This window comes from Pseudarthrobacter sp. NPDC092419 (assembly GCF_044755045.1).
Classification (GTDB): domain Bacteria; phylum Actinomycetota; class Actinomycetes; order Actinomycetales; family Micrococcaceae; genus Arthrobacter.
In genome coordinates, this window is sequence record NZ_JBIVQF010000003.1 from 317,203 (window position 1) to 344,081 (window position 26,879).

Annotated in this window: 21 protein-coding genes; 16 read left to right on the plus strand and 5 right to left on the minus strand. The window is 66.5% G+C overall.

Going from position 1 to position 26,879, the window contains the following annotated elements:
• Nucleotides 1-59: 59 nt before the first annotated feature.
• Nucleotides 60-563 carry a GNAT family N-acetyltransferase gene (locus tag ACIQC0_RS07260; RefSeq protein WP_400533739.1) on the minus strand — a complete coding sequence of 168 codons (504 nt, stop codon included), beginning with the start codon at nucleotides 561-563 and terminating at the stop codon, nucleotides 60-62.
• Entirely contained in the window at nucleotides 547-1,236 is a 690-nt protein-coding gene (locus ACIQC0_RS07265; protein ID WP_400533742.1) for an IMPACT family protein, read from the minus strand. Before ACIQC0_RS07265 ends, ACIQC0_RS07260 begins: the two co-directional genes overlap by 17 nt.
• Before the next feature lie 80 nt (nucleotides 1,237-1,316).
• On the opposite strand from ACIQC0_RS07265, the gene coaE reads away from it, so the two are divergent.
• From coaE to ACIQC0_RS07285, 4 genes are all read left to right on the plus strand, one after another.
• Complete coding sequence (gene coaE / locus ACIQC0_RS07270) at nucleotides 1,317-2,540, plus strand: dephospho-CoA kinase (protein ID WP_400533744.1); 1,224 nt, start codon at nucleotides 1,317-1,319, stop codon at nucleotides 2,538-2,540.
• A gap of 9 nt (nucleotides 2,541-2,549) precedes the next feature.
• Entirely contained in the window at nucleotides 2,550-4,649 is a 2,100-nt protein-coding gene (gene uvrB, locus ACIQC0_RS07275) for an excinuclease ABC subunit UvrB (protein ID WP_377215788.1), read from the plus strand.
• Between the two features lie 164 nt (nucleotides 4,650-4,813).
• A complete protein-coding gene (locus ACIQC0_RS07280; protein WP_400533748.1) occupies nucleotides 4,814-5,842 on the plus strand; it encodes a TerC family protein in 1,029 nt (342 codons plus the stop codon).
• A 21-nt stretch (nucleotides 5,843-5,863) separates the two neighbouring features.
• The gene (locus ACIQC0_RS07285; RefSeq protein WP_400533751.1) at nucleotides 5,864-7,186 is read left to right on the plus strand and encodes an MFS transporter; all 1,323 of its coding nucleotides are present in this window, start codon (nucleotides 5,864-5,866) and stop codon (nucleotides 7,184-7,186) included.
• On the opposite strand, the gene ACIQC0_RS07290 is transcribed toward ACIQC0_RS07285, so the two are convergent.
• The 3 genes from ACIQC0_RS07290 to ACIQC0_RS07300 are packed head-to-tail and all read right to left on the minus strand — an operon-like array spanning nucleotide 7,172 to nucleotide 11,558.
• A complete protein-coding gene (locus tag ACIQC0_RS07290) occupies nucleotides 7,172-8,494 on the minus strand; it encodes an alpha/beta fold hydrolase (protein WP_400533754.1) in 1,323 nt (440 codons plus the stop codon). The two genes, ACIQC0_RS07285 and ACIQC0_RS07290, sit on opposite strands and share 15 nt — an antisense overlap.
• Nucleotides 8,487-8,987 (minus strand): GNAT family N-acetyltransferase, encoded by a 501-nt coding sequence (locus ACIQC0_RS07295; protein ID WP_377215792.1) that lies wholly within the window; start codon nucleotides 8,985-8,987, stop codon nucleotides 8,487-8,489. Before ACIQC0_RS07295 ends, ACIQC0_RS07290 begins: the two co-directional genes overlap by 8 nt.
• Nucleotides 8,988-9,014: 27 nt before the next feature.
• A complete protein-coding gene (locus tag ACIQC0_RS07300; protein WP_400533758.1) occupies nucleotides 9,015-11,558 on the minus strand; it encodes a DEAD/DEAH box helicase in 2,544 nt (847 codons plus the stop codon).
• Nucleotides 11,559-11,655: 97 nt separating this feature from the next.
• Between ACIQC0_RS07300 and ACIQC0_RS07305 the strand changes: the two genes are divergently transcribed.
• The 12 genes from ACIQC0_RS07305 to ACIQC0_RS07360 all read left to right on the plus strand — a co-directional run bounded on the left by ACIQC0_RS07305 (nucleotide 11,656) and on the right by ACIQC0_RS07360 (nucleotide 26,765).
• Nucleotides 11,656-12,480 (plus strand): trans-aconitate 2-methyltransferase, encoded by an 825-nt coding sequence (locus tag ACIQC0_RS07305; protein WP_400533761.1) that lies wholly within the window; start codon nucleotides 11,656-11,658, stop codon nucleotides 12,478-12,480.
• A gap of 105 nt (nucleotides 12,481-12,585) precedes the next feature.
• A complete protein-coding gene (locus ACIQC0_RS07310; protein WP_400533764.1) occupies nucleotides 12,586-14,343 on the plus strand; it encodes an ABC transporter ATP-binding protein in 1,758 nt (585 codons plus the stop codon).
• 101 nt (nucleotides 14,344-14,444) lie between these two features.
• A complete protein-coding gene (locus ACIQC0_RS07315; RefSeq protein WP_400533925.1) occupies nucleotides 14,445-16,163 on the plus strand; it encodes an ABC transporter ATP-binding protein in 1,719 nt (572 codons plus the stop codon).
• On the plus strand, nucleotides 16,160-16,555 hold the full coding sequence (locus ACIQC0_RS07320; protein WP_400533766.1) for a GntR family transcriptional regulator: 396 nt from the start codon (nucleotides 16,160-16,162) through the stop codon (nucleotides 16,553-16,555). Before ACIQC0_RS07315 ends, ACIQC0_RS07320 begins: the two co-directional genes overlap by 4 nt.
• 56 nt (nucleotides 16,556-16,611) lie before the next feature.
• Nucleotides 16,612-19,533, plus strand: coding sequence for an excinuclease ABC subunit UvrA (gene uvrA, locus ACIQC0_RS07325; RefSeq protein ID WP_400533769.1), 2,922 nt, complete (start codon nucleotides 16,612-16,614; stop codon nucleotides 19,531-19,533).
• Between the two features lie 79 nt (nucleotides 19,534-19,612).
• Nucleotides 19,613-20,329 carry an HAD hydrolase-like protein gene (locus ACIQC0_RS07330; protein WP_377215798.1) on the plus strand — a complete coding sequence of 239 codons (717 nt, stop codon included), beginning with the start codon at nucleotides 19,613-19,615 and terminating at the stop codon, nucleotides 20,327-20,329.
• Complete coding sequence (locus ACIQC0_RS07335; RefSeq protein WP_377215799.1) at nucleotides 20,316-20,984, plus strand: lysophospholipid acyltransferase family protein; 669 nt, start codon at nucleotides 20,316-20,318, stop codon at nucleotides 20,982-20,984. The genes ACIQC0_RS07330 and ACIQC0_RS07335 overlap by 14 nt, the downstream gene beginning before the upstream one ends.
• A gap of 53 nt (nucleotides 20,985-21,037) precedes the next feature.
• Entirely contained in the window at nucleotides 21,038-23,038 is a 2,001-nt protein-coding gene (gene uvrC / locus ACIQC0_RS07340) for an excinuclease ABC subunit UvrC (protein WP_400533774.1), read from the plus strand.
• 67 nt (nucleotides 23,039-23,105) lie between these two features.
• Complete coding sequence (gene rapZ, locus ACIQC0_RS07345; protein ID WP_400533777.1) at nucleotides 23,106-24,029, plus strand: RNase adapter RapZ; 924 nt, start codon at nucleotides 23,106-23,108, stop codon at nucleotides 24,027-24,029.
• Nucleotides 24,029-25,048 (plus strand): uridine diphosphate-N-acetylglucosamine-binding protein YvcK, encoded by a 1,020-nt coding sequence (gene yvcK, locus ACIQC0_RS07350; RefSeq protein WP_377215802.1) that lies wholly within the window; start codon nucleotides 24,029-24,031, stop codon nucleotides 25,046-25,048. The genes rapZ and yvcK overlap by 1 nt, the downstream gene beginning before the upstream one ends.
• 9 nt (nucleotides 25,049-25,057) lie before the next feature.
• Complete coding sequence (gene whiA, locus ACIQC0_RS07355; protein ID WP_377215803.1) at nucleotides 25,058-26,038, plus strand: DNA-binding protein WhiA; 981 nt, start codon at nucleotides 25,058-25,060, stop codon at nucleotides 26,036-26,038.
• Nucleotides 26,039-26,138: 100 nt separating this feature from the next.
• Nucleotides 26,139-26,765: a superoxide dismutase gene (locus ACIQC0_RS07360; RefSeq protein ID WP_377215804.1), complete on the plus strand. Its 627-nt coding sequence runs from the start codon at nucleotides 26,139-26,141 to the stop codon at nucleotides 26,763-26,765.
• Nucleotides 26,766-26,879: the final 114 nt, after the last annotated feature.

Consider the following 26,879-nt stretch of genomic DNA (forward strand, 5'->3'; position numbering starts at 1 on the left):
GCCGTCCAGGAGACCCCCTGCCGCTTCGGCAGGGGGTCTCCTGCTTTTCTGGCGAGTTGTTAAAGCGCGACGGCGGCAAGCACGGTTCCGTCGTCATCCTCAGTCAGCGTTGCCCCCAGCCCGGACAGCAGGTGCTGCGCGGCCCTGTTTCCGGAAAGGGTCCGGGCCAGGACCTGCGCCAGTCCCGCCCTGCGCGCCTCTGCCAGCAGTAGCTTCAGGGCCGTGCCTCCGATACCGCTGGAACGGTAGCTCCGGCCCAGCCAGATTCCGGTCTCACCGGCCGGGCGCGGACCTGGTGCGTCCACCCTCTTGAGACGCACGGAACCTGCTACCTCGCCGTCGCACAGTACGGCCCAGGTTTTTTCACCGGCCGGACCGTCCAGCCCGTCCGCGGCGGCGCGGTGGTGGCTGCGGAACCATGCGGTGCGTTCGGCGTTCCAGCCGGGACCACCCAGCGGGGGAGCCACCTCGTCCGGCGACGCGTCGCGCCGTGCCAGGGCCAGCAGAGACTCCATCACGACGTCGTCGACGTCCACCAGTGAAACGTCAGGGGAGTGCGGCATCAACCCACTCCGTTCCCTTAGGCGACAGGTCCGTGGCGCCGGCGGTCAGCGCGCGGACCCGTTCGGCGGCCGCCGCAATGGCCGCAGCATCATCCGGCAGCGCAAGCCGCAGGACGGCTGCTTGGCTCCTGTAGCTGGTCTCCGCCATGGCGAAACCGGCGGCGCGCAGGTCGTTTTCCAGCCGCCCCGCCGCCAGATGGGGCACTTCCGCGGCGCAGATCCGCAGCCGGCTGCGGCGGACCAGACGGACCTCGGCCAGCGCGGCGGAGACCGACTCGGAATAAGCGCGGACCAGCCCACCGGCACCCAGCAGGATTCCGCCGAAGTAACGGACGACGACGGCGCTCACGTCACTGAGGTCGGCCACCCCGGGCGCGGTCTCCCTTTTGGCAAGGGCCTCGAGCATCGGGATCCCTGCGGTTCCGGACGGTTCGCCGTCATCGCTGGAACGCTGGACGTCACGGTCGGGGCCGACGAGGAAAGCGGAACAGTGGTGCCGTGCGTCATGGAATTCGCGCCGCAGTTCCGCCACCAGCTCCCGGGCCTGTTCCTCGGTGCCGGCCCGCCGTAGGACGGTGATGAACCGGGAACGCTTCACCTCGATCTCGTGCCGGAAGGCCGGGCCGGGGGCCAGCGTGGTGTAGGACGTTGCCCTGCTCTCCTTCGCCTGCATCCGCTCCAGTCTAGGCCCTCCACCCACCGGCGCTGCATCCGGCCGGGACCTGCGGACGGTCCGGCTAGTAGGCTGGCGGCGTGTTGAAAATTGGACTGACGGGCGGAATTGCCTCAGGAAAATCGGTGGTGGCTGCCCGGCTCCGGAGCCGGGGCGCCGTGCTGGTGGATGCAGACGCGCTGGCCCGTGAGGTGGTCGCGCCTGGGACCCAGGGCCTGGGCCGTATCGTGGCAGAATTCGGCGACGGCATGCTTGGCGGCGACGGCCGGCTGGACCGGGCAAAGCTTGGCGCGGCGGTCTTTGGCGACGCCGGGCGACTGGCGGCCCTGAACGCCATCGTGCACCCCCTGGTCCGGGCGCGAGCCGCAGAGATTACTGCTGCCGCTGCCGGTGACGCGGTGGTGGTTCAGGACATTCCGCTCCTGGTGGAAACCGGCCAGGGGAACGGTTTCCACCTGGTGGTGGTGGTTGATGCCCCGGATGACGTCCGCCTGCAGCGGATGCGTGCGAACCGCGGGATGTCGGAGGACGAGGCGCGGTCCCGGATGGCTGCCCAGGCCACACGGGAGGACCGGCTCGCCGCAGCGGATGTGGTCCTGGACAATTCCGGCAGCGTCGAGGAGTTGCTCGAGCAGGTCGACAGGCTGTGGGATGGCAGGTTGGCGCCGTTTGCCCGCAACCTCGCTGCGGGCCGCCGTGCACCCCGGAACGGCGGGCCCGTCCTGGTAGAGCACCGTACGGAGTGGAAGCAGCAGGCTGCCCGTCTGGCGGCGCGGTTGGGCGCAGCGGCGCCTGAGCTCATCCTGGCGGTGGACCACATTGGCTCCACGTCGGTGCCGGGCCTGGCTGCAAAGGACGTTATCGACCTGCAGGTAGCGGTGGGGGACCTGGCAGATGCCGGCGCCCTTGCACCCTCACTGGCGGATGCGGGCTTCCCTCTGGTGCCGGGCATCGGGCAGGACACGCCAAAACCCCTGCACCCGGATCCCGCCCTGTGGCAGAAAAAATTCCACGCCAGCGCAGACCCCGGCCGTCCTGTCAACGTGCACGTCCGGGCAGCCGGCTCTGCCGGCTGGCGCTTCGCCCTGATGTTCCGCGACTGGCTCCGGAGCGACGCGGAAGCCCGCAGCCTCTACGAAGAACACAAGAAAGCGCTGGCTGAACACTTCGCCGGGGACGCTGATACCGACGCCTATGCAGCGGCCAAGGAACCGTGGTTCGCCGAAGCCGCCTGGCCCCGGATGTCCGCCTGGGCCGGGGCAACCGGGTGGGAGCCGCCGTCGTACCCTCCCGCCCGGCTGTAGATTAGATTCATGAGCCTTGCGCAGGATATCAACCGTGTTGTAGCGCCCTTCGAGGTCATCAGCGAGTTCAAGCCGGCCGGTGACCAGCCCGCCGCCATCGCCGAACTCACCGAACGCATCAGGAACGGCGAGAAGGACGTGGTGCTGCTGGGCGCCACCGGAACCGGCAAGAGCGCCACCACGGCCTGGCTGATCGAACAGGTACAGCGGCCCACCCTGGTCATGGTGCAGAACAAGACCCTCGCCGCACAGCTCGCCAACGAGTTCCGGGAACTCCTGCCCAACAACGCGGTGGAGTATTTCGTCTCCTACTACGACTACTACCAGCCCGAAGCGTACGTGGCGCAGACCGATACCTTCATCGAGAAAGACTCCTCCATCAACGAGGAAGTGGAGCGGCTCCGGCACTCTGCCACCAACGCGCTGCTCACCCGCCGCGATGTGGTGGTGGTGGCCACCGTGTCCTGCATCTACGGACTGGGGACGCCCGAGGAGTACATCGCCGGGATGGTGACGCTCCGTAAGGGCGACGAGATGAACCGCGACCATCTCCTCCGGAAGTTCGTCGCGATGCAGTATGCCCGCAATGACATCGACTTCCACCGCGGCACCTTCCGCGTGCGGGGCGACACGGTGGAGATCATCCCCATGTATGAGGAACTGGCCATCCGGATCGAGTTCTTCGGCGACGAGATCGAAAACATCCAGACGCTCCACCCCGTGACCGGTCAGGTGATCCGGGACGAAGAAGAAATGTACGTTTTCCCAGCGTCGCACTACGTCGCCGGTCCTGAACGCATGGCCAGGGCCATCAAGCGGATCGAAGACGAACTGGCGGACCGGCTCAAGGTGCTCGAAAGCCAAAACAAGCTCGTCGAGGCCCAGCGGCTCCGGATGCGCACCACGTACGACCTCGAAATGATGCAGCAGATGGGCTTCTGCAACGGCATCGAGAACTACTCGGTGCACATTGACGGCCGCGAGCCGGGCTCCGCGCCGCACTGCCTCCTGGATTACTTCCCGGACGATTTCCTGCTGGTCATTGACGAATCCCACGTCACCGTCCCGCAAATCGGCGCCATGTACGAAGGCGACATGTCCCGCAAGCGCAACCTCGTGGACTTCGGCTTCCGCCTGCCGTCGGCCATGGACAACCGCCCGCTGAAATGGGATGAATTCCTGGAGCGCGTGGGCCAGACCGTCTACCTGTCCGCCACGCCCGGCAAGTACGAACTCGGCAAGGCGGACGGATTCGTGCAGCAGATCATCCGGCCCACCGGGCTCATCGACCCGGAAGTGGTGGTCAAGCCCACCAAGGGGCAGATCGACGACCTCCTGGGCGAGATCAAGGAACGGACCGAGAGGGACGAGCGCGTCTTGGTCACCACGCTGACCAAGAGGATGGCCGAGGACCTCACCAACTACCTCCTGGGGCACGGCGTCAAGGTGGAGTACCTGCACTCGGACGTTGACACGCTGCGCCGCGTGGAGCTGCTACGCGAGCTGCGGATGGGTACCTTCGACGTCCTCGTGGGCATCAACCTGCTCCGCGAAGGCCTGGACTTGCCGGAAGTCTCCCTCGTCAGCATCCTTGACGCGGACAAGGAAGGCTTCCTGAGGTCCTCCACTTCGCTGATCCAGACCATTGGCCGTGCCGCCCGAAATGTCTCCGGTCAGGTGCACATGTACGCGGACCGGATCACGGATTCCATGGCGCATGCCATCGACGAGACCAACCGGCGCCGTGCCATCCAGGTGGCATACAACACCGAGCACGGCATCGATCCGCAGCCCCTGCGGAAGAAGATCGCCGACATCACGGACCAGCTGGCCAAGGAAGACGCCGACACCCAGGAGCTGCTGAACAACAACCGGTTGGCCAAGGGGGCCAAACGGGCCAAGTCCGCAGCCAAGGGCGCCGCCAAGGTCCGTTCCGACGGGCTGGCGGCTGCACCTGCCGAGGATCTGGTGGGCCTGATCGAACAGCTCACCGAGCAGATGCACGGTGCGGCAGCGGAGCTGCAGTTCGAAGTGGCCGCCAGGATCCGGGACGAGGTCAGTGAACTGAAGAAGGAACTGCGGCAGATGCAGGCGGCCGGACACGCCTAAGGTACAGTTAAGGCCACGTAGGGGAGTATCCCGAGCGCTACGATCGTCAACACGCAGGGCATGGTTGCCCCGCCGGGCGTAGCGGGCCGCCAACTCAGCACCAAGTGCACCGGCAGGCCGGAGAGACTTACACCGCTTCTCTGTACCCTGCGAAAGGCTGCCTTGTGCTCGAATTGCCCGTGTGGTTCGAGGTCGGCTCGTTTGCCGTCCTCGGACTGATCCTCCTGATTGACCTTCTCCTGGTGGTCCGCCGCCCGCACGAACCTTCCATGAAGGAAGCCGGCTTGTGGGTGGCGTTTTACGTCACCCTCGCCCTGGTGTTCGCCGGAGCGATGTTCTTTTTCACCGGCCCCGAATACGGCGGCCAGTTCGTGGCCGGCTGGGTCACCGAATACAGTCTCAGCATCGACAACCTGTTCGTCTTCATCATCATCATGGCCCGCTTCTCGGTGCCCCGGAAGTACCAGCAGGAAGTGTTGATGGTGGGCATCATCATCGCCCTCATCCTGCGCGGCATCTTCATCATGCTCGGCGCCATCGTGATCGAGCAGTTCAGCTGGGTGTTCTACATCTTCGGTGCCTTCCTCCTTTGGACCGCCTGGAAGCAGGCCCAGGATGAAGGTGAGGACGAAGAGGACCGTGAGAACCCCATGATCGCCGCCATCCGCAAGGTGATCCCGATGTCCGAGAAGTTCGACGGCAACAAGCTGCGCACCACCGTGGACGGCAAGCGGGTCTTCACGCCGATGCTCATCGTCTTCATCACCATCGGCCTCACGGACCTGCTCTTTGCCGTGGACTCCATCCCGGCCATCTTCGGCCTCACCCAGAGCCCGTTCATCGTCTTCACGGCGAACCTGTTCGCCCTCATGGGTCTGCGCCAGCTGTACTTCCTGCTGGGCGGCCTGATGAACCGCCTGGTCTACCTGAAGCACGCCCTGTCCTTCATCCTGGCGTTCATCGGCGTGAAGCTGGTCCTGCACGCCATGCACGTCAATGAACTGCCGTTCATCAACGGCGGCCGGCACATTGAATGGGCCCCGGAGATTCCCACCTTCGTCTCGCTGGCAGTCATCGTCGGCACCATCCTCATTGCCGTCATCGCCAGCCTGGTCAGCTCCAAGGCCGCAAGCGCCCACATGGACCCGCGGCTCGAGGAAGACGTACGGAAGAGCCACAGCGACGTTGACTAGCCGGTTGGCTATGCTCGGAGCGTGAACACGAATACCGCTACGGCGCTGGACCCCCGCAGGGTCCAGCGCCGTACCGTTCTAATCCTCAGCGCCGCCCAACTGCTCAGCGGAATCGGAAACGGGGCAAGCCTCTCCGTGGGCTCCCTCCTGGCCGTCCAGCTCTCGGGGTCCAACGCCTGGGCCGGAGCTGTCACCACCGTGATGACACTCGCTACGGCGGTGGCCGCCATGCCGCTGGCCGGGCTGGCAGAACGGCGCGGCAGGCGGGCCGGCCTCGCCACCGGCGTGCTGTCCGGGATGGCCGGAGCTATCCTGGTCGTCGCAGCCACCGTGACGGGACTCTTCATCCTGCTGCTCGCCGGAGCGGCCCTGCTGGGGCTGGGCACCGCCGCCAACCTGCAGGCCCGCTTCGCCGCCGTGGATCTCGCGGAACCGGAAAAGCGCGGCCGCTCACTCGCCGTCGTCGTCTGGGCCGTCACGGCGGGCGCCGTGGCGGGTCCCAACCTGATCCGCCCGGGCGCCGTCGTGGGGGAGGCGCTGGGCCTGCCGGGCATCGCCGGGCCGTTCATTTTCTCCGCAGCAGGGCTGGGCCTCGCAGCACTCCTCCTGCTCGTGGGCCTGCGGCCGGATCCGTTGCTGCACGCCCTCGCGCTTCGCGGGGAAGCCGCGCGCCCGCCCGGCCGGCAGCGGGGCGTGCTGAAACGCGGCCTCGCCGCAGTCCGGTCCTCACCGTCTGCCAGGCTGGCGATGCTGGCCGTGGTGACGGCGCACGCCGCCATGGCCGCCGTCATGTCCATGACGCCCCTGCACCTCCAGCTGCTGACCGAAGGCCCCCTCCACCCAGGCGCCGGCCACGCGCATGCGGCCAGCACTGACGTCTTCGTCCTGATCGGGTTCACCATCTCGCTGCACATCGCCGGAATGTACGCCCTGTCCCCGGTGATGGGGTGGCTCACGGACAGGGCCGGGCGGCTCCCGACCCTCGTGCTGGGTCACGGACTGATCCTGGCGGCCGCCCTGACGGCCGGGCTCGGAGCGGGCCATCCAGAGCTGGTTACCGTGGGGCTGGTGCTGCTGGGCCTCGGCTGGTCCGCGGCGACCATTGCCGGTTCGACCCTCCTCGCGGAAAGCGTCGCTCCGGGCGACCGGGTACTGGCCCAGGGTGTCTCGGATACGCTGATGAGCGGCGCCGGTGCTGTCGGTGCCGGGATGTCCGGCCTGATCCTGAGCTGGGTCGGCTACCCCGGGCTGAACGCCGGCGCAGCCGCGCTGGCCGCGGTGGTGCTGGGCGCCATCGTGCTCACGGGCCGCCGCGGCCCCGCCCCGGCGTCAGCTGCCGGCTGAGCGGGCCATTCCGAGCAGCCTGGCAAAGATGGCTTCGCCGTCGTCGGCGATGCCGTCGTGGTGGAAGTCCCCGGTTTCCCAGACCTGAAGACCCTTGATCCTCGCCGCTGTCTCCAGCGACAGCTTCCGGTCCACATAGATATCGTCGGCGTAGACGGCAGCGGCTGCCGGCACGGTGTTGGCCGCCAGCCGGTCCAGGTCGTACAGGTTCATCCAGTCCTGCTTCGCCGCCAGCAGTTGGGCCACGCCGGCTAGCGGTGCCAGCGCCGGATCCTGGCGGAAGTACCACGGGTAGACCATTTCACCGGTGAGGAGGAGTGGTTCGGCTTCCGGCCGGAACTCCGGGAATTCTTCCAGGACCCGCCACGCCGCCCAGTCGGTGGCCTGGCCCTGGGCGTAGATGGATTCGTGCATGAGCGCATACAGCGGGTTGGACCGGCGCGACACCAGGCCCTGGACCTGGTCAAGGAACGCGTCCGAAAGCCGTGGCCCGGTCACCGAATCAGTGAAGGCGTCCTCCAGGAGGCTGTGCAGGCTGTCCACCCTCGTGTTGCCGCCCAGCAGCGCGCCGACCATCTGGAACCGCTCTACGGTGAGGGGGCTGCCGTCGGGCAGCACTTCGAGGGTGCCGCGCAGGTGCCGGGCAATGCGCTCGACGGTCGTCCGGTCTTCCGGGTACCAACTGAAATACTCGGCGTTGCGGGCGGCGACGCGCTGGAACGTTGCCCGGTAGACGTCGTCGGCCGGTCCGGTAAGCGGCGGCAGGCCACCGGTGACCAGTGCCTCTTTCAGCCCCTCCGGAGCAAAGGAAAGGTACGTCAAAGCACAGAAGCCGCCATAGCTTTGGCCGTAAACGGTCCACGGGCCGGACCCGAGCGCCCGCCGGATAAGTTCGGCGTCCGCCACGATCGAATCGGCGCGGAAATGTTCCAGGTAGGCCGCCTGCTCTTGGTCCGCACCGCGCAGCGGCAGCGTGTGCCGGTCGGCAGGAGTGGACAGGCCGGTTCCGCGCTGGTCCAGCATCAGGATGCGAAACTCCCGGGCAGCGGCCTTCGCCCAGCCGCCCAGCGAACCCCAGCGGTTTCCGCGCCCGCCGGGGCCGCCCTGCAGGTAAAGCAGCCACGGCAGCCGCTCGGCTTCCGCGGGGCTGTGCTCAGCAGACACGTATTCGCGGGCGAAGACCGTAATGGTTTCGCCGCCGGCCGGGTCAGTTGCGAAATGGTCCAGGGGCGCCTGGAACTCGTGCTCCACGGTCCGCATGCCGCGGAAGGCGTGGCAGGCCCGGACCCGGTGTCCGTTCTCAGCCATGCGAGCCGGCGCCGACGGGGCTGCCGAACTGTGACAGCGCGTCCCCGGTCAGCCGGAAGGTGGACCACCCGTCCATGGGCCGCGCGCCGAGGCTGCGGTAGAAGTTGATGGACGGCTCGTTCCAGTCCAGCACGCTCCATTCCACCCGGGCGTAGCCGTTCTCGACGGCGGTGACGGCAAGGTGCTGCAGCAGCGCCTTGCCGTGGCCTTCGCCGCGTGCTTCCGGGCTAACGTAGAGGTCCTCCAAGTAGATCCCGTGCGTGCCCTCCCAGGTGGAGTAATTCAGGAACCAGAGCGCGAAGCCCTGCACTTCGCCCGCAGCGTTTTCCGCCATGGTGGCGAAGACGCGCGGGTTCTCGCCGAAGAGCACCCTGTGCAGCATTTCAGGTGTGTTGCGGACGGCGTCCGGCTCCTTCTCATAACGCGCCAGCTCGTGGATCATGCGGAGGATGGCGGGGACATCGTGGGGCGTTGCGGGGCGGATGGCACTCATTCCCCGAGCTTACCAACGCGGAGGCGCTCAGAGGCGGTTGACGTCCGTCACCCTCACCACTGCGGTGCCCGTCTCGTCGGAGGCCGCGAGGTCCACCTCCGCGGAAATTCCCCAGTCGTGGTCACCGGCGGGGTCGTCGAAGATCTGCCGCACCTTCCAGATGCCCGGTTCTTCGGTGATGATCAGCAGGCCGGGCCCGCGCGCGGCCGGTCCGGTGCCGATGTCGTCGTGGTCGTCGAAGTAGGCGTCCAGCGCGTCCTCCCAGCGCTCGGCGTCCCATCCGGCGGCGCCGTCCAGCTCGCCCAGGGCTGAGGCGTCCTCATCCGCGAACAGTTCCACGCGGCGGAACATCTCGTTGCGCACCATCACCCGGAACGCCCGGATGTTTGAGGTGAGCGACGGCGGCGGAGGCGGCGGCGCATCGTGCGGCGTGGGTGCCGCTCCGGACGCCAGTTCCTCCCACTCGTCCAGGAGGCTCGAATCCACCTGCCGTACCAATTCACCCAACCAGGCCGTGAGATCCTCCAGATCTTCGCGCAGCATGTCCTGGGGGACCGTCTGCCGGAGCGCCCGGAACGCATCCGCCAGGTACCGCAGCACGATGCCCTCGGAGCGCGCCAGTCCGTAGAACTGGACGAACTCGCCGAAGTTCATGGCGCGTTCGTACATGTCACGGACCACTGACTTGGGCGCCAGTTCGAAGTCGCCCACCCAGGGGGCGGCCTTCCGGTACACCTCGAACGCCTCGCCCAGCAGCTCCGCCAGGGGCTGCGGGTAGGTCACCTCGTCCAGCATGGCCATCCGCTGGTCGTACTCGATGCCGTCCGCCTTCATGGCCGCCACCGCCTCGCCGCGGGCCTTCTTCTGCTGGGCGGAGAGGATCTGGCGGGGTTTCTCCAGGGTCGCCTCGATCACGGACACCACGTCCAGGGCGTACGACGGCGACTCCGGGTCCAGGAGCTCAAGCGCGGCCAGGGCAAACGGCGAGAGCGGCTGGTTCAGGGCGAAGTTCGGCTGCAGGTGGACGGTCAACCGGACGGTGCGCCCGTCCGGGCCCTGCTCATTCGCCGGGATCCGCTCCACCACCTCGGCGGCCAGCAGTTCGCGGTAGATGCCGAGGGCCTTCTTCATCAGGCGGAGCTGGGATGGCCGGTTTTCGTGGTTTTCGGTGAGGAGCCGCCGTGCGGCGGCGAAGGGGTCGCCCGGGCGTTCCATCAGGTTCATCAGCATGGCGTGGGTTACCGTGAAGCTGGACGCCAACGGGTCCGGAACCGACTCCACCAGCCGCTTGAACGTGGGCTCGCCCCAGGAAACGAATCCTTCCGGCGGTTTCTTTTTCACCACTTGGCGCAGCTTCTTCTGGTCGTCGCCGAACTTGGCCACTGCCTTGGCCATGGCCCGGACGTTCTCGGTGACGTGCTCCGGCGCCTGGACCACCACGGTCCCGGCGGTGTCGTAGCCCGCCCGGCCGGCCCGGCCCGCAATCTGGTGGAACTCACGGGAGTTGAGCAGCCGGGTGCGTACGCCGTCGTACTTGCTCAGTGCTGTGAGGAGGACGGTGCGGATGGGCACGTTAATCCCCACGCCCAGCGTGTCCGTGCCGCAGATGACCTTCAGCAGCCCTGCCTGCGCGAGCTGTTCCACCAGCCGGCGGTACTTGGGCAGCATCCCGGCATGGTGGACGCCGATACCGTGGCGGACCAGCCGGTTGAGCGTTTTGCCGAAACCTGCGGCGAACCGGAAGCCCGCGATCAGTTCAGCGATCCGGTCCTTTTCCTCCCGCGTGCACACGTTGATGCTCATCAGGTTTTGAGCGCGGTCGATCGCTTCGACCTGGCTGAAGTGCACCACATATACCGGAACCTGCCGGGTGGAGAGCAGTTCCTCGAGCGTCTCGTGGACGGGGGTCTCGTGGTAGTAGTAATGCAGCGGAATAGGGCGTTCGGCGGAGCTCACCGTGGTGGTGGCGCGGCCGGTCAGCGACGTGAGGCCCTCCTCGAATCGGCTCACATCGCCCAAGGTGGCGGACATCAGCAGAAACTGGGCCTGCGGCAGTTCCAGGAGCGGTACCTGCCACGCCCAGCCCCGCTGGGGGTCGGAGTAGAAGTGGAACTCGTCCATGATGACCGTGCCAAGGCTGGCGGCTGCGCCTTCCCTCAGGGCGGTATTGGCCAGGATTTCGGCCGTGCAGCAGATGATCGGCGCGTCCTGGTTGACGCCGGAATCGCCCGTGATCATGCCGACATTTTCTGCCCCGAAGGTCTCGCAGAGGGCGAAGAACTTCTCCGAGACCAGGGCCTTGATGGGCGCGGTATAGTAACTCCGCTCACCGCGCGCCATGGCCTGGAAGTGGGCCGCGGTGGCCACCAGCGACTTCCCCGATCCCGTGGGGGTTGCCAGGATGACGTTCGCCCCGGTCGCCAGCTCCATAATGGCTTCGTCCTGCGCCGGATAGAGCGTAATACCGCGGCTTTCAGTCCATTCAACGAACCCTGTATACAGCAGGTCGGGGTCGACGGCAGCCGTCGGGTTTGGGGCAGACGGTCGGGGCAGCTGGTCAACGAGTTTCATTGGTTTCCAGCTTAGTGCCCTGCCGCAGCCCCGGATCCTTTCGGGACCGCGCTAGGCTACGCGGTAGCCGACGCATCGACTCACCGTGGAGACAGCCGTGAAATGGGATCCAGCCAAGTATGTCCAGTTCGGCGGGCACCGTGACCGGCCGTTCTTCGACCTCACGGCCAGGATCGGGGCCGCGCGGCCAGGGCTGGTGGTCGACCTGGGCTGCGGGCCGGGCAACCTGACGTCCTCGCTGGCGGAACGCTGGCCGGAGGCGGACGTCGTCGGCGTGGACTCGTCGGCAGACATGCTGGACCGTGCAGCGCCGCTGTCCAGGCAGTTTCCATCAATGCGTTTCGAACTGCGGGACATTGCCGCTTGGGAGCCCGCGCCCGGAACGGACGTGGTGGTCAGCAACGCTGCGCTGCAGTGGGTGCCCGGTCACCAGGACCTGATGCGGCGCTGGCTGTCCCAATTGGCTCCCGGATCGTGGTTCGCACTCCAGGTGCCCGGCAATTTCGACGCCCCGTCCCACGTGCTGATGCGTGAACTGGCGGCGTCGGCCGGATGGGCTCCACGGCTTGACGGCGTGCTGAGGGGAGGGGATTCTGCGGGCAACGCCGCGGACTATCTTGGCATCCTCCTTGACGCGGGGTTCGAAGCCGAGGCCTGGGAGACCACCTACCAGCAGGTTCTGCCAGGACCGGATCCAGTGCTGCAGTGGGTGCGGGGAACTGCGCTTCGCCCTGTCCTCGCAGCACTGTCCGCCGAGGAATCGGCCCGGTTCGAGGACGAGTACTCAGCCGCCCTGAGGTCCGCGTATCCTGCGACCCGGCACGGCACGGTGTTTCCGTTCCGGCGCGTCTTTGCCGTCGGCCGGAAAATGGGTTCGATCCATTCGTTGGATGATCTTGACAGCCGCAGTAATGTGGTGTGACGGCTGGCAAGACGTGATCCGGCCAACAATAGCGGTCCGGCCGTGCCAGGGTGTCACCGCCCGACCTGGCCACCCCCGGGACCCCCGCACCCAAGTGGAGGCACCTTGCTGATCGGGTTGATGGGGCGGATGCTCGAGGGCCAGAAGCTCCCAGTGGCCTCCATCGTGCTGCTGCAGCTCGTGCAGGCGGCGGCGAACCTGATGCTGCCTACGGTCAATGCGGCGATCATCGATGACGGCATCGTTGCAGGAAATGCCGCTGTCATCTCCCGGCTTGGCCTGGTCATGGCCGCCGTTGCCGCGCTGCAGGCAGCAGCAGCCATAGGGGCAGGATACTTCGCTGCCGTGGTGGCCATGCGGATCGGGCACCGCCTGCGGGCGGAGACTTTCGCACGGATCCAGACACTTTCCAGCCAGGACATCGCTGCCTTCGGCACCCACAGCCTCACCACGCGGGCTACCAATGATGCGCAACAGCTCCAGGCGTTCGCTGTGCTCGCCTTCACCATGCTGGTGGCCGGTCCAGCCATGGGGGTGGGCGGAACCGTTCTGGCCCTGCAACAGGATGTGGCCCTGTCCGGAGTGGTCATCGTCATTGTTCCCGTCCTCATGCTGGTGATGTACGGGATCGTGCGCCGCCTCGTCCCGCTTTACCGCGAGGGGCAGGAGCTGCTGGACCGGGCGGGTGGGATCCTCCGGGAACAAATCATCGGGGCACAGGCCATTCGGGCCTTTGTCCGCCAGGACCATGAAATCCGCCGTTTCGGCCGGACCAACAGCAGCCTCACGGCGAACAACCTGCAGTCCGCGCTGCTTGTTGCCGGGATGCTGCCGCTCATCATGCTGGTGGTCAACCTGTCCTCCGTTGCCGTGGTGTGGTTCGGAGGCCACCTGATCCAGGCGGGCGACATGAACATCGGGGCCCTGACGGCCTTCATTTCCTACATCCTGCAGATCCTGCTGGCCATCATGATGTCTATGTACGTGCTCATGTCCGCGCCGCGGGCATCAGTCAGCGCCGAGCGTATAGAAGCGGTGCTGGCTGCAAAATCTTCAGTCCGCGACGTCCCGCTGCAGGCCAGGGACCGGCCGCACGGCGAGATGTCGCCGACAGCAGCCGAGGGTCTCCTGGAATTTCATGACGTGGGCTTTTCGTATCCCGGCGCGGAGGTACCCGTGCTGGCAGACATCAGTTTCGCTGCGGTACCGGGGACCACCACGGCAATCGTTGGTTCCACCGGCAGCGGCAAGTCCACACTGTTGAACCTGGTCCCGCGTTTCCTGGACTCCACCCACGGGCGGATCAAACTGGGCGGAACGGACATCAGGGAACTACCGCTGGATGCCCTGAGGGCGTCCATGTCGCTCGTTCCCCAGCACGCCCACCTCTTTACCGGCACCATTGCGGACAACCTGAGGATGGCGGCACCCAGAGCCACCGACAGCGAGCTGTGGCATGCCCTCGAAACAGCCCAGACGATGCGTTTCATGGCACACCTGCCGCTCGGGCTGGAGACGCCGGTGGGCCAGGGCGGAACCAATCTCTCCGGCGGTCAGCGGCAGCGCCTCTGCGTTGCCCGTGCGCTGCTGCGCCCTGCGCCCCTGTTCCTGTTCGATGACAGCTTTTCCGCGTTGGACTATGACACGGACACGAGGCTCCGGGATGCGCTCGGCGCGGCACTTGCTGCCGCGGCCGTGGTGGTGGTGGCCGAACGTATTTCGGCAGTGCGGAACGCCGACAGGATCCTGGTGCTCGACGACGGGCGCATCGTCGCCCAGGGTACCCACGCGGAGTTGCTGCAGATGTCGTCCACATACCGCGAGATCGCGGACTCGCAACTCGCGCTGGGCGGCCAGCAGTGAAGCGACGGCCACCCAGGGAAACTGCCACCCCGGACACGGACGCTGCCTTTTGGGCCACCGCCGGAAGGCTCCTGGGGCTGCTGGCGCCATACCGCCGCTACATGGTTGGGGCAGTGATTGCCACCTGTGTGTTCTCCGGCCTGAACGTCGCAGCACCGAAATACCTGGGCGACGCCACCGACGTCGTGGTGGCCGGTGTACTGCGGGTCGGCCTCGATGAGGGGCGGCTGGGGCTGCTGCTGGTCCTCGTGGCGTCGATGTATATCCTGGCGTCGCTGTTCAACTGGGTCCAGGGTGTCCTGACGGCCAGGTCCGTCCAGGGCCTCATGCACGGACTCCGCGGCGCCCTGGAAGAGAAGCTGCACCGCCTCCCGTCCACGTACTTCCAGGGAACGTCCCGGGGGGATGTGCTCAGCAGGGCCACCAACGACGTGGACAACATCGCCCAGGCGCTGAACCAGCTGCTGACCCAACTCATTATGTCCGTGCTCATGCTCAGCGGTTCGCTGGCGATGATGCTGTGGATTTCACCGCTCCTCGCGGTTATCGCCCTGGCTACGGTGCCTGTGTCCACCCTCATCACTGTCCTGGTGACGCGTAGGTCCCAGGCCAACTACGCGAGGCAGTGGAAGGAAACCGGAGAGCTCAACTCGCACGTTGAGGAATTCATCACCGGCCACGAGGTCATCAAGGCGTTTGGGCAGCAGGGGCGGGCAGCAGGGGTTTTCGCCCGCAGCAACGACCGGCTGGAATGGGCGGCCGCGCGGGCGCAGTTCTCCGCCGGAATGGTCCAGCCCCTCATGGCGCTGGTGTCCAACCTGAACTACATAGCCGTGGCCGTGGTGGGTGCTTTCCAGGTTATGGCAGGCGCCATGACCATCGGCGGCATCCAGGCTTTCATCCAGTTCAGCCGGCTCTTTACCCAGCCTGTGGGCCAGATTGGCGGCATGCTGAGCCTGATCCAGTCCTGCGTGGCATCCGCGGCGCGGGTGTTTGCCCTCCTCGACGCCGGCGAAGATCCGGGCGAGCGCCAAGGCGACGAAGCCGTTCCGGCAGACGGGCGCATCGTGTTCGAGGACGTAACATTTGCCTATGCGGGCGCAGGTCCCGCTGTAGCCAACCTCTCCTTCACGGCAGAGCCCGGACAGAGCGTAGCAATTGTGGGCCATACCGGTGCGGGCAAGTCCACGGTGGTGAACCTCCTGCTGCGCTTCTGTGAGCCGGACTCCGGCCGCATCACCCTCGGCGGGGTGGAGTTGGGCGCGATTGCGAGGGACAGGCTTCGGGCCAGGTTCGCCGTGGTCCTCCAGGACACGTGGCTGTTCGGCGGGACCATCCGCGACAATATCGCGTACGGGAATCCGGAGGCGCCGGAAGAGGCCATCATGGCGGCCGCCGAAGCCAGCCATGTGGACCGCTTCGTGCGCTCCCTGCCGGACGGCTATGCCACCGTGCTCGAGAACGGCGGCGACCCCCTGAGCGAGGGCCAGCGGCAGTTGATCAGCATTGCCCGGGCCCAGCTGGCCAGGCGCGACATCCTGGTCCTGGACGAGGCAACAAGCTCGGTCGACTCCCGCACCGAGCTCCTGATCAGGCAGGCGATGGAACGGCTGCTCCACGGCAGGACCAGCCTGGTCATCGCGCACCGTTTGTCCACGGTCCGCAACGCTGATCTAATTCTGGTCATGGACCACGGACGCATCGTTGAGCAGGGAACCCACCAGGGACTCCTCGCGGCCAACGGCTATTACACCAGGCTCTACAACGCGCAGTTCACATCTCGGAAGGACCGCGCGGTAGCGCTGGAGGCCGGATCGTGAACGCCGCCAGGACCGCCGCCCAGGATTTTCCGGGATCATGGCGGCCCAATCCCACCAGTACCGTGGCGCTGTTTGAGCAGCTGCGCCTGCAGCTCATCCAGCTGGTGGACAGGGGCACTCTGCCGCCCGGGACCCGGCTGCCGGCGGTGCGGGCGCTGGCGGAGGAACTGGAGGTCGCCCCGCATACCGTGGCCCGGGCCTACAAGGAACTGGAAGCAGCGGGGGTCGTGGCCACGCGCGGCCGGAACGGCACCGTCGTCTGCCCGCGGGACGAGCGGCTGGGTGGGCTGTCCGCGGCCGCCGCCGACTATGCAGCAGCTGCCAGGGCGCAGGGCGCCACCTTCGCGGAGGCAGTCCAGCTGCTGGCCGCGGCGTACGACGCCGGCCAGTAGGGACGTGAGGTTGTCCTGCGTGGAGGTTCGAAGAAATTTTCGATTAGCATAGTGGGGTGCCTAAAGCCCTAGCTGAAGAAACCGCCGCCCCTTCCGTTCTTTCCGCCGGATCGGATGTTGTACCGCACCGCCCGGACCTGTCCCGGCTGGTGGTCAAGGGAGCACGCGAACACAACCTCCGGAACGTGGACCTTGACCTGCCCCGCGACGCCATGATCGTCTTCACCGGGCTGTCCGGTTCCGGCAAGTCCTCCCTGGCTTTCGACACCATCTTCGCCGAGGGCCAGCGCCGCTACGTGGAATCACTCTCCGCTTATGCACGCCAGTTCCTGGGACAGGTGGACAAACCCGACGTTGACTTCATCGAGGGCCTGTCCCCGGCAGTCTCCATCGACCAGAAGTCCACCAGCAAAAACCCCCGGTCCACGGTGGGAACCATAACCGAAATTTACGACTACATGCGCCTGCTTTGGGCCCGCGTGGGGCGTCCGCACTGCCCCGAGTGCGGTGAGCCGGTCACCAAGCAGACTCCCCAGCAGATTGTGGACCAGCTCCTGGAGCTGGACGAAGGAACCCGCTTCCAGGTCCTCGCGCCCGTCGTCCGGGGCCGCAAGGGCGAGTTCGTGGACCTGTTCAAGGAACTGACGGCCAAGGGCTACTCGCGCGCCCGGGTGGACGGCGACCTCATCCAGCTCAGCGACCCGCCCAAGCTGGGCAAGCAGTTCAAGCACACCATCGAAGTAGTGGTTGACCGGCTCGTGGTGAAGGAAGGCATCAGGCAGCGCCTGACGGACTCGATTGAGACGGCTCTGGGACTGGCCGAAGGGCGCGTACTGGCGGACTTCGTCGACCTGGAAGCGGACGCCGCGGGCAAGATCAGGGCCTTCTCCGAAAACCTGGCATGTCCTAACGAGCATCCCCTCGCGATCGACGAGATCGAACCCCGGTCATTTTCGTTCAACAACCCCTTCGGTGCCTGCGCAGCCTGCAGCGGCATCGGAACGCGACTGGAAGTCGACGAGGAACTCATCGTTCCCAACCCCGAGCTGTCGCTGTCCGAAGGTGCCATCGCGCCCTGGTCGCTCGGCACTGCCACCACGGAATACTGGAACCGGCTCCTCGAAGGGCTGGCCTCCGAATTGGGCTTCTCCATGGACACCCCGTGGGAACAGCTGGGCAGGGACGTCCGCCAGACCGTCCTGCACGGCAAGGACCATAAAGTGGTGGTGCAGTACCGGAACCGCTTCGGCCGCGAACGCAAATACAGCACCGGGTTTGAAGGCGCCATCCAGTACGTGCACCGCAAGCACGGCGAAACGGACTCGGACTGGGCCCGTGACCGCTACGAGGAATTCATGCGGCAGGTTCCGTGCCCCGCATGCAACGGCGCCAGGCTGAACCCGGCGTCACTCTCGGTCCTGATCAACGGCAAGTCCATCGCCGAGGTGGCCGCGCTTCCCATGCGGGACTGCGCAGCCTTCCTGAACAATCTTGTACTGACGGGCCGCGAGGCCCAGATCGCGCACCAGGTCCTCAAGGAGATCCAGGCCCGTCTCACCTTCCTCCTGGACGTAGGACTCGAATACCTTAACCTGGAGCGGCCCTCGGCCACCCTGTCCGGCGGCGAAGCCCAGCGGATCCGGCTTGCCACCCAGATCGGATCCGGCCTGGTGGGCGTGCTCTATGTGCTGGACGAACCCTCCATCGGGCTCCACCAGCGGGACAACCGCCGCCTCATCGACACCCTCACCCGGCTGCGGGACATGGGCAACACCCTCATCGTCGTGGAGCATGACGAGGACACCATCCAGGTTGCCGACTGGATTGTGGACATCGGACCGGGCGCAGGGGAGCACGGCGGCCAAGTGGTCCACTCGGGTTCCTACCCGGCCCTGCTGGAAAACAAGGCTTCGCTGACGGGCGATTACCTTGCCGGACGCAAGAAAATCGACGTCCCGGCCAAGCGCCGCAAGTACGACAAGAAGCGCGAGATCAAGGTGGTCGGCGCCCGGGAAAACAATTTGCTGAACGTGGATGCCGCGTTCCCGCTGGGGCTGTTCACGGCCGTGACCGGCGTCAGCGGCTCCGGCAAGTCCACGCTGGTCAACGAAATCCTGTATAAGGTCCTGGCGAACAAGCTCAACGGCGCCAAGCAGGTTGCCGGCCGGCACAAGACGGTCCAGGGGCTGGAACACCTCGACAAGGTGGTCCACGTGGACCAGAGCCCCATCGGCCGTACGCCGCGCTCCAACCCGGCAACCTACACCGGGGTCTTCGACAACATCCGCAAGCTATTCGCGGAGACCACCGAGGCCAAAGTGCGGGGCTACCTTCCCGGCCGCTTTTCGTTCAATGTCAAGGGCGGCCGTTGCGAGGCCTGTTCCGGCGACGGAACACTGAAGATCGAGATGAACTTCCTGCCGGATGTCTACGTCCCGTGCGAGGTGTGCCACGGTGCGCGCTACAACCGCGAGACGCTTGAGGTGCACTACAAGGGCAAGACCATTGCCGATGTCCTCAACATGCCCATCGAGGAAGCAGCGGAGTTTTTCGCTGCGTTCACTCCGATCGCCCGGCATCTCCGGACGCTGGTAGACGTCGGACTCGGCTACGTGCGCCTGGGCCAGCCCGCCACCACGCTCTCCGGCGGTGAAGCGCAGCGCGTCAAGCTGGCCTCGGAGCTCCAAAAACGTTCCAACGGCCGCAGCATCTACGTGCTGGACGAGCCCACTACCGGCCTGCACTTCGAGGACATCCGCAAGCTCCTCCTGGTGCTCCAGGGCCTGGTGGACAAAGGCAACACGGTCATCACCATCGAGCACAACCTCGACGTCATCAAGAGCGCGGACTGGATTGTGGACCTTGGCCCGGACGGCGGGTCCGGCGGCGGCCAGATCGTGGCTTCCGGGACTCCGGAGCAGGTCGCCAAGTCCACCACCAGCCACACGGCCCGGTTCCTCGCCGAAATCCTGGGGTAGCCTGCAGGCCCGGTACTCGAATATTCCTTAACGGGAATGCGAGTTTCGGGCTTGTGTGCTCTCATGAGAAACTAACCCGGTGACTCAAACAACAGTGCCCGTGATCTTTGACCTGGACGGCACTCTTGTCGACCCGGCCGGTGGGATAACAGGGGGCATCTCCGCAGCCCTGGCAGAAGCCGGACTTCCCGTACCTGCGCCGGAACTGCTGGAGGCCATGATCGGCCCCAAGCTCAGTGACTCGCTGTTGAATGTCGCCAAAGTCCCGGCGGACAGGCTGGGGGACGTCGTGCGCCGCTACCGCAGCCACTACGCCGCCACCGGAATGGCGCAAAGCCGCCTTTACCCCGGCATCAGGGATGTGCTGGAGTCTTTTGCCGCAGCCGGACGGCCGCTGGCGGTCGCCACCCAGAAACCCCAGGGCCTGGCCCGCAAGCTGCTGGCCCTGCACGGGATTGACGGGTTCTTCCGTGGCATCCATGGGGCGCCCGACGACGAAACCGCCGTCGAAGGCGTTCCCGTCGGTAAGACGGCTATCATCGCTGCCGCGCTCCGGGGCCTGGACACCCAGCACGCCGTCATGGTGGGGGACCGTGCCCAGGACGTGGACGGCGCGGTCGCGAATGGACTCGACTGCATTGGCGTCGCCTGGGGATTTGCGCCCGAAGGTGAGCTGGAGGCGGCCGGCGCTGTCGCCGTCGTCGATACCCCCGCAGCCCTCCTGGAAGCCGTTGGCCGGCTTCACGCCATCCACACCGCGGCCATGAGCGAGGTGACCAACGATGGAAATGTTTGATGCCGTCCGCTGGAGCACTCGAAACCTGATTGCCGGCACCTGCCGGCCCACCGTTGTGGGACTTGAAAACGTCCCAACGCAAGGCCCCTTCATCGTTGCGCCGAACCACCTTTCCTTCTTCGACAGCGTGATAGTCCAGGCCCTGATGCCCCGGCCTGTTGCCTTCTTTGCCAAGGCCGAGTACTTCACCACCGGGGGACTCAAAGGCAGGGCCATGAAAGCGTTCTTTGAGTCCGTCGGTTCCATCCCGGTGGAGCGTGGGGAGCAGGCCGCCAGCGTGCAGGCCCTGAAGACACTCCTGGACATCCTGGAGGCGGGAAAGGGCATCGGAATCTATCCGGAAGGGACCCGCTCCCGGGACGGCATCCTCTACCGCGGCCGGACCGGCGTTGGCTGGCTGGCGCTGACCACCGGCGCCCCAGTGGTTCCGGTCGGACTGATCGGTACCGAAAAACTCCAGCGCGCGGGCGAGAAAGGCGTCCGCCCGCAGCACTTCACCATGAAGGTGGGAGAGCCGCTCTACTTCGACAAGACCGGCCCGGACCATTCGCTGCCGGCACGCCGCGAAGTAACGGACCGGATCATGGATGCCATCGCTGCCCTCAGCGGCCAGGAACGGTCCACCAGCTACAACCAGAGCAAGACCGCGGAGTAGGCCAACTGCGAACGCCGGCCGGGCGCCGCTGGCCGGCTCAGTAGAATGGATAAGTGGCAAATCCAGCAAGTTACCGTCCCCGGACCGGTGAAATTCCCACCAACCCGGGGGTGTATCGGTTCCGGGACCCGCACGGCCGCGTCATTTACGTGGGTAAGGCCAAGAGCCTCCGGTCGCGGCTGAACTCCTACTTCGCCAACCCCGCAGGCCTGATGCCCAAGACCCACGCCATGGTGCATGCCGCCAGCAGCGTGGAGTGGACCGTGGTGGGCAGCGAGCTCGAATCGCTGCAGCTGGAATACACCTGGATCAAGGAATTCAAGCCACGCTTCAATGTGGTGTTCCGGGACGACAAAACGTACCCCTATCTCGCCGTGACCATGGGCGAGAAGTACCCCCGCGTCCAGGTGATGCGCGGCGACCGCCGCAAGGGGACGCGGTACTTCGGTCCCTACACTGCCGGGGCGATCCGGGAAACCATGGACACGCTCCTACGGGTCTTCCCGGTCCGGAGCTGCAGCGCCGGTGTCTTCAAGCGGGCCGAGGCCAGTGGCCGCCCCTGTCTGCTGGGTTACATCGACAAGTGCTCGGCGCCGTGCGTGGGACGCATTTCGCCGGAGGACCACCGGGCCCTGGCCGACGACTTTTGCGCCTTCATGGGCGGCGAGGCAAAGAGGTTCATTGCCAAGCTGGAAAAACAGATGGGCGAGGCGGTGGCGAGGCTTGACTATGAAAGCGCCGCGCGGATCCGTGACGACATCACCGCCATGCGGAAGGTGTTCGAACGCAACGCCGTGGTGCTCGCCGAGGATACGGACGCGGACATCTTTGCCCTGCACGAGGACGAGCTTGAGGCTGCCGTGCAGGTGTTCCATGTCCGTGGCGGCCGGGTCCGCGGCCAGCGCGGCTGGGTGGTGGAAAAGGTTGAGGACTCCAGCACACCGGACCTGGTGGAGCACCTGCTCCAGCAGGTCTACGGCGAAGACGGCGGCACGGAGGGCCGGCTCCCCCGCGAGGTCCTGGTCCCCGTAGAACCAAGCAACGCCGAAGAACTGGCCCGCTGGCTCGGCGGGCTGCGCGGTGCGAAAGTGGACATCCGGGTGCCCCGCCGTGGCGACAAGGCAACGTTGATGGGGACTGTCCGGGAAAACGCCGAACATGCCCTGAAGCTGCACAAGACGCGCCGTGCGGGCGACCTCACGGTCAGGTCGCAGGCGCTGCAGGAGCTCCAGGAGGCCCTGGACCTGCCGGTGGCCCTCCTCCGGATCGAGTGCTTCGACGTCTCGCATGTGCAGGGAACCAACGTGGTGGCGTCCATGGTGGTGGTGGAGGACGGGCTCCCCAAAAAGGCGGACTACCGCAAATTCTCCATCTCAGGGGCTGCCGCCGCTGATGACACCGCCGCCATGCGGGACGTCCTGACGCGCCGGTTCCGGCACTACCTGCAGGACAAGACCGCCCAGGTGGACGGGTCGGCTGCTGAAGCCGGGGAGGCGTCACCCGGGGCGACCGGTGCCGCGCTGGACACCACCACTCCCGCCCCCAAGGCAAAGTTCGCCTACCCGCCCAACCTGGTGGTGGTGGATGGCGGCAAGCCGCAGGTGAACGCTGCCGCCCGGGCCCTGGCTGACCTGGGCATCGACGACGTCTACGTGGTGGGACTGGCCAAACGGCTGGAAGAAGTATGGCTGCCGGACAGCGACTTCCCGGTCATCCTGCCCCGGTCCTCCCAGGGGCTCTACCTCCTCCAGCGCATCCGCGACGAAGCCCACCGGTTCGCCATCTCGTTCCACCGGCAGAAGCGGGGCAAGGCCATGACCGTGTCCGCGCTGGACAGCGTGCCCGGGCTCGGCGCAGCCAAACGCAAGGCCCTCCTGGCGCACTTTGGATCCGTCAAGGGCGTCAAGGCTGCTTCGGCCGAGGAGCTCGCCATGGCCAAGGGGATCGGCCCGGCGCTGGCGGGAGCGATCGTCAGCCACTTCGCGGCCTCAGACATGGAGGCTCCGGCCGCGCCCGCCATCAACATGACCACCGGCGAAATCATCGAAACTTAGCTAGGGTAAAGGACGGGGACCGCCGGTGCGGCCCACCGCCAGTACAACGAACGGAATCGGGGACTTGATGGCAGGCACAACGGCGGAATCCGGCGCAGGGCGGGACGGGATGGAACCCGTCAAGCCGCTGGAGGCGGAGCTGCTGGTGGTCACCGGGATGTCCGGGGCAGGCCGGAGCACCGCAGCGGATGCCCTGGAGGACCACGGCTGGTACGTCGTGGAAAACCTGCCCCCGCAGATGCTCGGCACCCTCGCCGAACTCGTTTCCCACGCGCCCCAGTCAATCCCGCGGCTTGCGGTGGTGGTGGACGTGCGCAGCAAGGGCCTGTTCGCCGACATCCGGGCTGCCCTGGGCGCGCTGGAGGCCAGCGGCATCACGTTCCGCGTGCTCTTCCTGGATGCCAGCGACAATGTGCTGGTCCGCCGCTTCGAGCAGGGCCGCCGGCCGCACCCGCTGCAGGGCGGCGGCAGGATCCTGGACGGAATTGCCGCCGAACGCGAGCTGCTCCAGGAACTCCGCGACAGCTCCGACGTCGTCATTGACACCTCCAGCTACAACGTCCATGGCCTGGCGACCGCCATCACCGAACTGTTCAGCGAGTCCGGCCCCGTTGCGCTGCGCATCAACGTCATGAGCTTCGGTTTCAAGTACGGATTGCCCGTGGACGCCAACTACGTGGCGGACGTCCGCTTCATTCCCAACCCGCACTGGGTGCCGCAGCTGCGTCCCCACACCGGCCTGGACAAGGATGTCAGCGATTACGTCCTTGATGCTGAGGGCGTCAAGAGCTTCGTTGACCGCTATGTGATGGCGCTGGAGCCGGTGCTGGACGGCTACCGCAGGGAGAATAAGCATTACGCCACCATCGCGGTCGGCTGCACCGGCGGCAAACACCGCTCCGTGGCGGTAGCCATGGAGATTTCGAAGAAGCTGGCACAGTTTCCCCGGGTCACCGTGACCACCACGCACCGGGACCTGGGCCGGGAATAATGGGGCTGTTTACCGGAGCCCTGCCCCTGGTGCCGGCTCCGGCCGCCGGCGTCGCCAGCCAGCAGGACAAGGGGCCCAACGTTGTGGCGCTTGGCGGCGGCCATGGCCTGTCGGCCTCCCTTTCGGCGCTGCGCCTGCTCACCTCAGAGCTGACGGCCATCGTCACGGTAGCGGACGACGGCGGTTCTTCCGGGCGCCTGCGCGAGGAGTACGGTGTCCTCCCGCCGGGGGATCTCCGGATGGCGCTGTCCGCCCTGTGCGACGACACCGACTGGGGCCGCACCTGGCGCGACGTCATGCAGCACCGGTTCCAGCCGGGCAAGGGCCCGGGCGGATCGCTGGACGAGCACGCCATGGGAAACCTGCTGATCGTGACCTTGTGGGAACTGCTGGGCGATGCGGTGGGCGGGCTCAAGTGGGCCGGTGCGCTGCTCGGAGCCCGGGGCCAGGTCCTGCCGATGTCCACTGTTCCCCTGACCATCGAGGGAGAGGCGCGCGTCACCGCCCCGGACGGCACCACTGCCCTGGAGACGGTCCGTGGCCAGGCCAAGTGCGCGGTGGCCGGATCGCTGGAGCACGTCAGGCTGCTTCCCGAGAATGCGCCCGCCTGCGTCGAGGCCCTGAGCGCCATTGAACTTGCGGACTGGGTCATCCTGGGCCCGGGGTCCTGGTACACCTCGGTCCTCCCGCACCTGCTGCTGCCCGAGATGCGCGAGGCGCTCTGCAGCACGGCGGCCAAACGCTGCCTGACGATGAACCTGGCCACGGACACCAGGGAAACCATGGGGATGTCCGCGGCGGACCACCTGCACGCGCTCCGCCGGTACGCTCCCGGCTTCAGCGTGGACGTGGTGCTGGCCGACCCCGCCTCGGTGCCGGACCGGGTGGAGTTCGAACGGGCGGCGGAGATGATCGGCGCAGAGGTTGTCTTGGGTAAAGTAGGGGCGTCGGGTCGCCGGCCCGTCCATGACCCCCTGCGTCTGGCCACGGCGTACCAGGACATATTCGGGAACAGTTAGGAAGGTGCCATGGCACTGACAGCATCAGTCAAGGAAGAACTGTCCCGGCTGGACATCAAGAAATCCTCCGTCCGCAAGGCCGAGGTCTCCGCCATGCTCCGGTTCGCCGGCGGCCTCCACATCATCTCCGGCCGGATCGTCATCGAGGCGGAAGTGGACCTGGCATCCACAGCCCGCCGGCTCCGCGCCGCCATCGCCGAGGTCTACGGGCATCAGAGCGAAATCATCGTGGTGTCAGCCGGCGGCCTGCGCCGCGCCAGCCGCTACGTGGTCCGCGTGGTGCGCGACGGCGAGGCGCTGGCCCGGCAGACCGGCCTGCTCGACGGCAGGGGACGCCCCGTGCGGGGGCTGCCGTCCGCCGTCGTCAACGGATCAGCTGCGGACGCCGAAGCGGTGTGGCGAGGCGCCTTCCTGGCGCACGGCTCCCTCACGGAGCCCGGCCGCTCATCCTCTTTGGAAGTCACCTGCCCTGGCCCGGAGTCTGCACTTGCACTCGTGGGCGCCGCCCGCCGACTGGACATCCAGGCCAAGGCCCGGGAGGTCAGGGGCGTGGACCGCGTGGTCATCCGTGACGGGGACACGATTGCCGCCCTGCTGACCCGGATGGGCGCCCATGACGCGCTGATGGTGTGGGAGGAACGCCGCATGCGCAAGGAGGTCCGCGCGACAGCCAACCGCCTGGCGAACTTCGACGACGCCAACCTCCGCCGCTCCGCCCAGGCAGCCGTTGCGGCCGGAGCACGGGTGGAGCGTGCGTTGGAAATCCTTGGCGACGACGTCCCGGACCACCTGAAGTACGCTGGCGAGCTGCGCGTGGCGCATAAACAGGCCAGCCTGGACGAACTGGGCCGCCTCGCGGATCCGGTGATGACCAAGGACGCCATCGCCGGACGGATCCGCCGGCTGCTGGCCATGGCGGACAAACGCGCCATCGACCTGGGAATTCCCGGCACGGACGCCAATGTGACGCCGGAAATGCTGGACGAGTAGCAGGCCCATAGAATCGAAATAATTCCGGGCGCCTGACGTCCGGATGCACAATCCGAGAGACACCAGAAGGACCGGGAGGTCCACGATATTGGAGGATTTTGTGACCGAGTACGTTTTGCCCGAACTCAGCTACGACTACGCCGCCCTCGAACCGCACATCTCCGCGCGGATCATGGAGCTGCACCACAGCAAGCACCACGCCGCTTACGTCACGGGCGCCAACAACGCCTTGGCCCAGCTGGCAGAAGCGCGCGAGAAGGGCGACTTCGCTAACATCAACCGCCTCTCAAAGGACCTGGCCTTCCACACCGGCGGCCACGTGAACCACTCCGTGTTCTGGAACAACCTCTCCCCGGACGGCGGCGACAAGCCCGAAGGTGAACTTGCCGCAGCCATCGATGACGCCTTCGGTTCCTTCGACGCCTTCCGCGCCCAGTTCTCCGCCGCGGCCCTCGGCCTGCAGGGTTCCGGCTGGGGCTTCCTGGCCTACGAGCCCATCGGCGGCAACCTCGTCATCGAGCAGCTTTATGATCAGCAGGGCAACGTCGCGCTGGGCACCACCCCGCTGCTCATGCTGGACATGTGGGAGCACGCCTTCTACCTGGATTACGTGAACGTCAAAGCTGACTACGTCAAGGCCTTCTGGAACATCGTCAACTGGGCAGATGTCGCCAAGCGCTTCGATGCAGCACGCGCCAACGCCACGGGGCTCATTACCCTCCCGTAGTGACCCCGGCTACACATTCGTGTAACAAACTTCACATTCGGACTTAAAAGGGCCGCGATGTGGACCGTCCGCCCCCGCAGTTGCGGGGGCGGACCCGGTTAAACGTAAGATGGG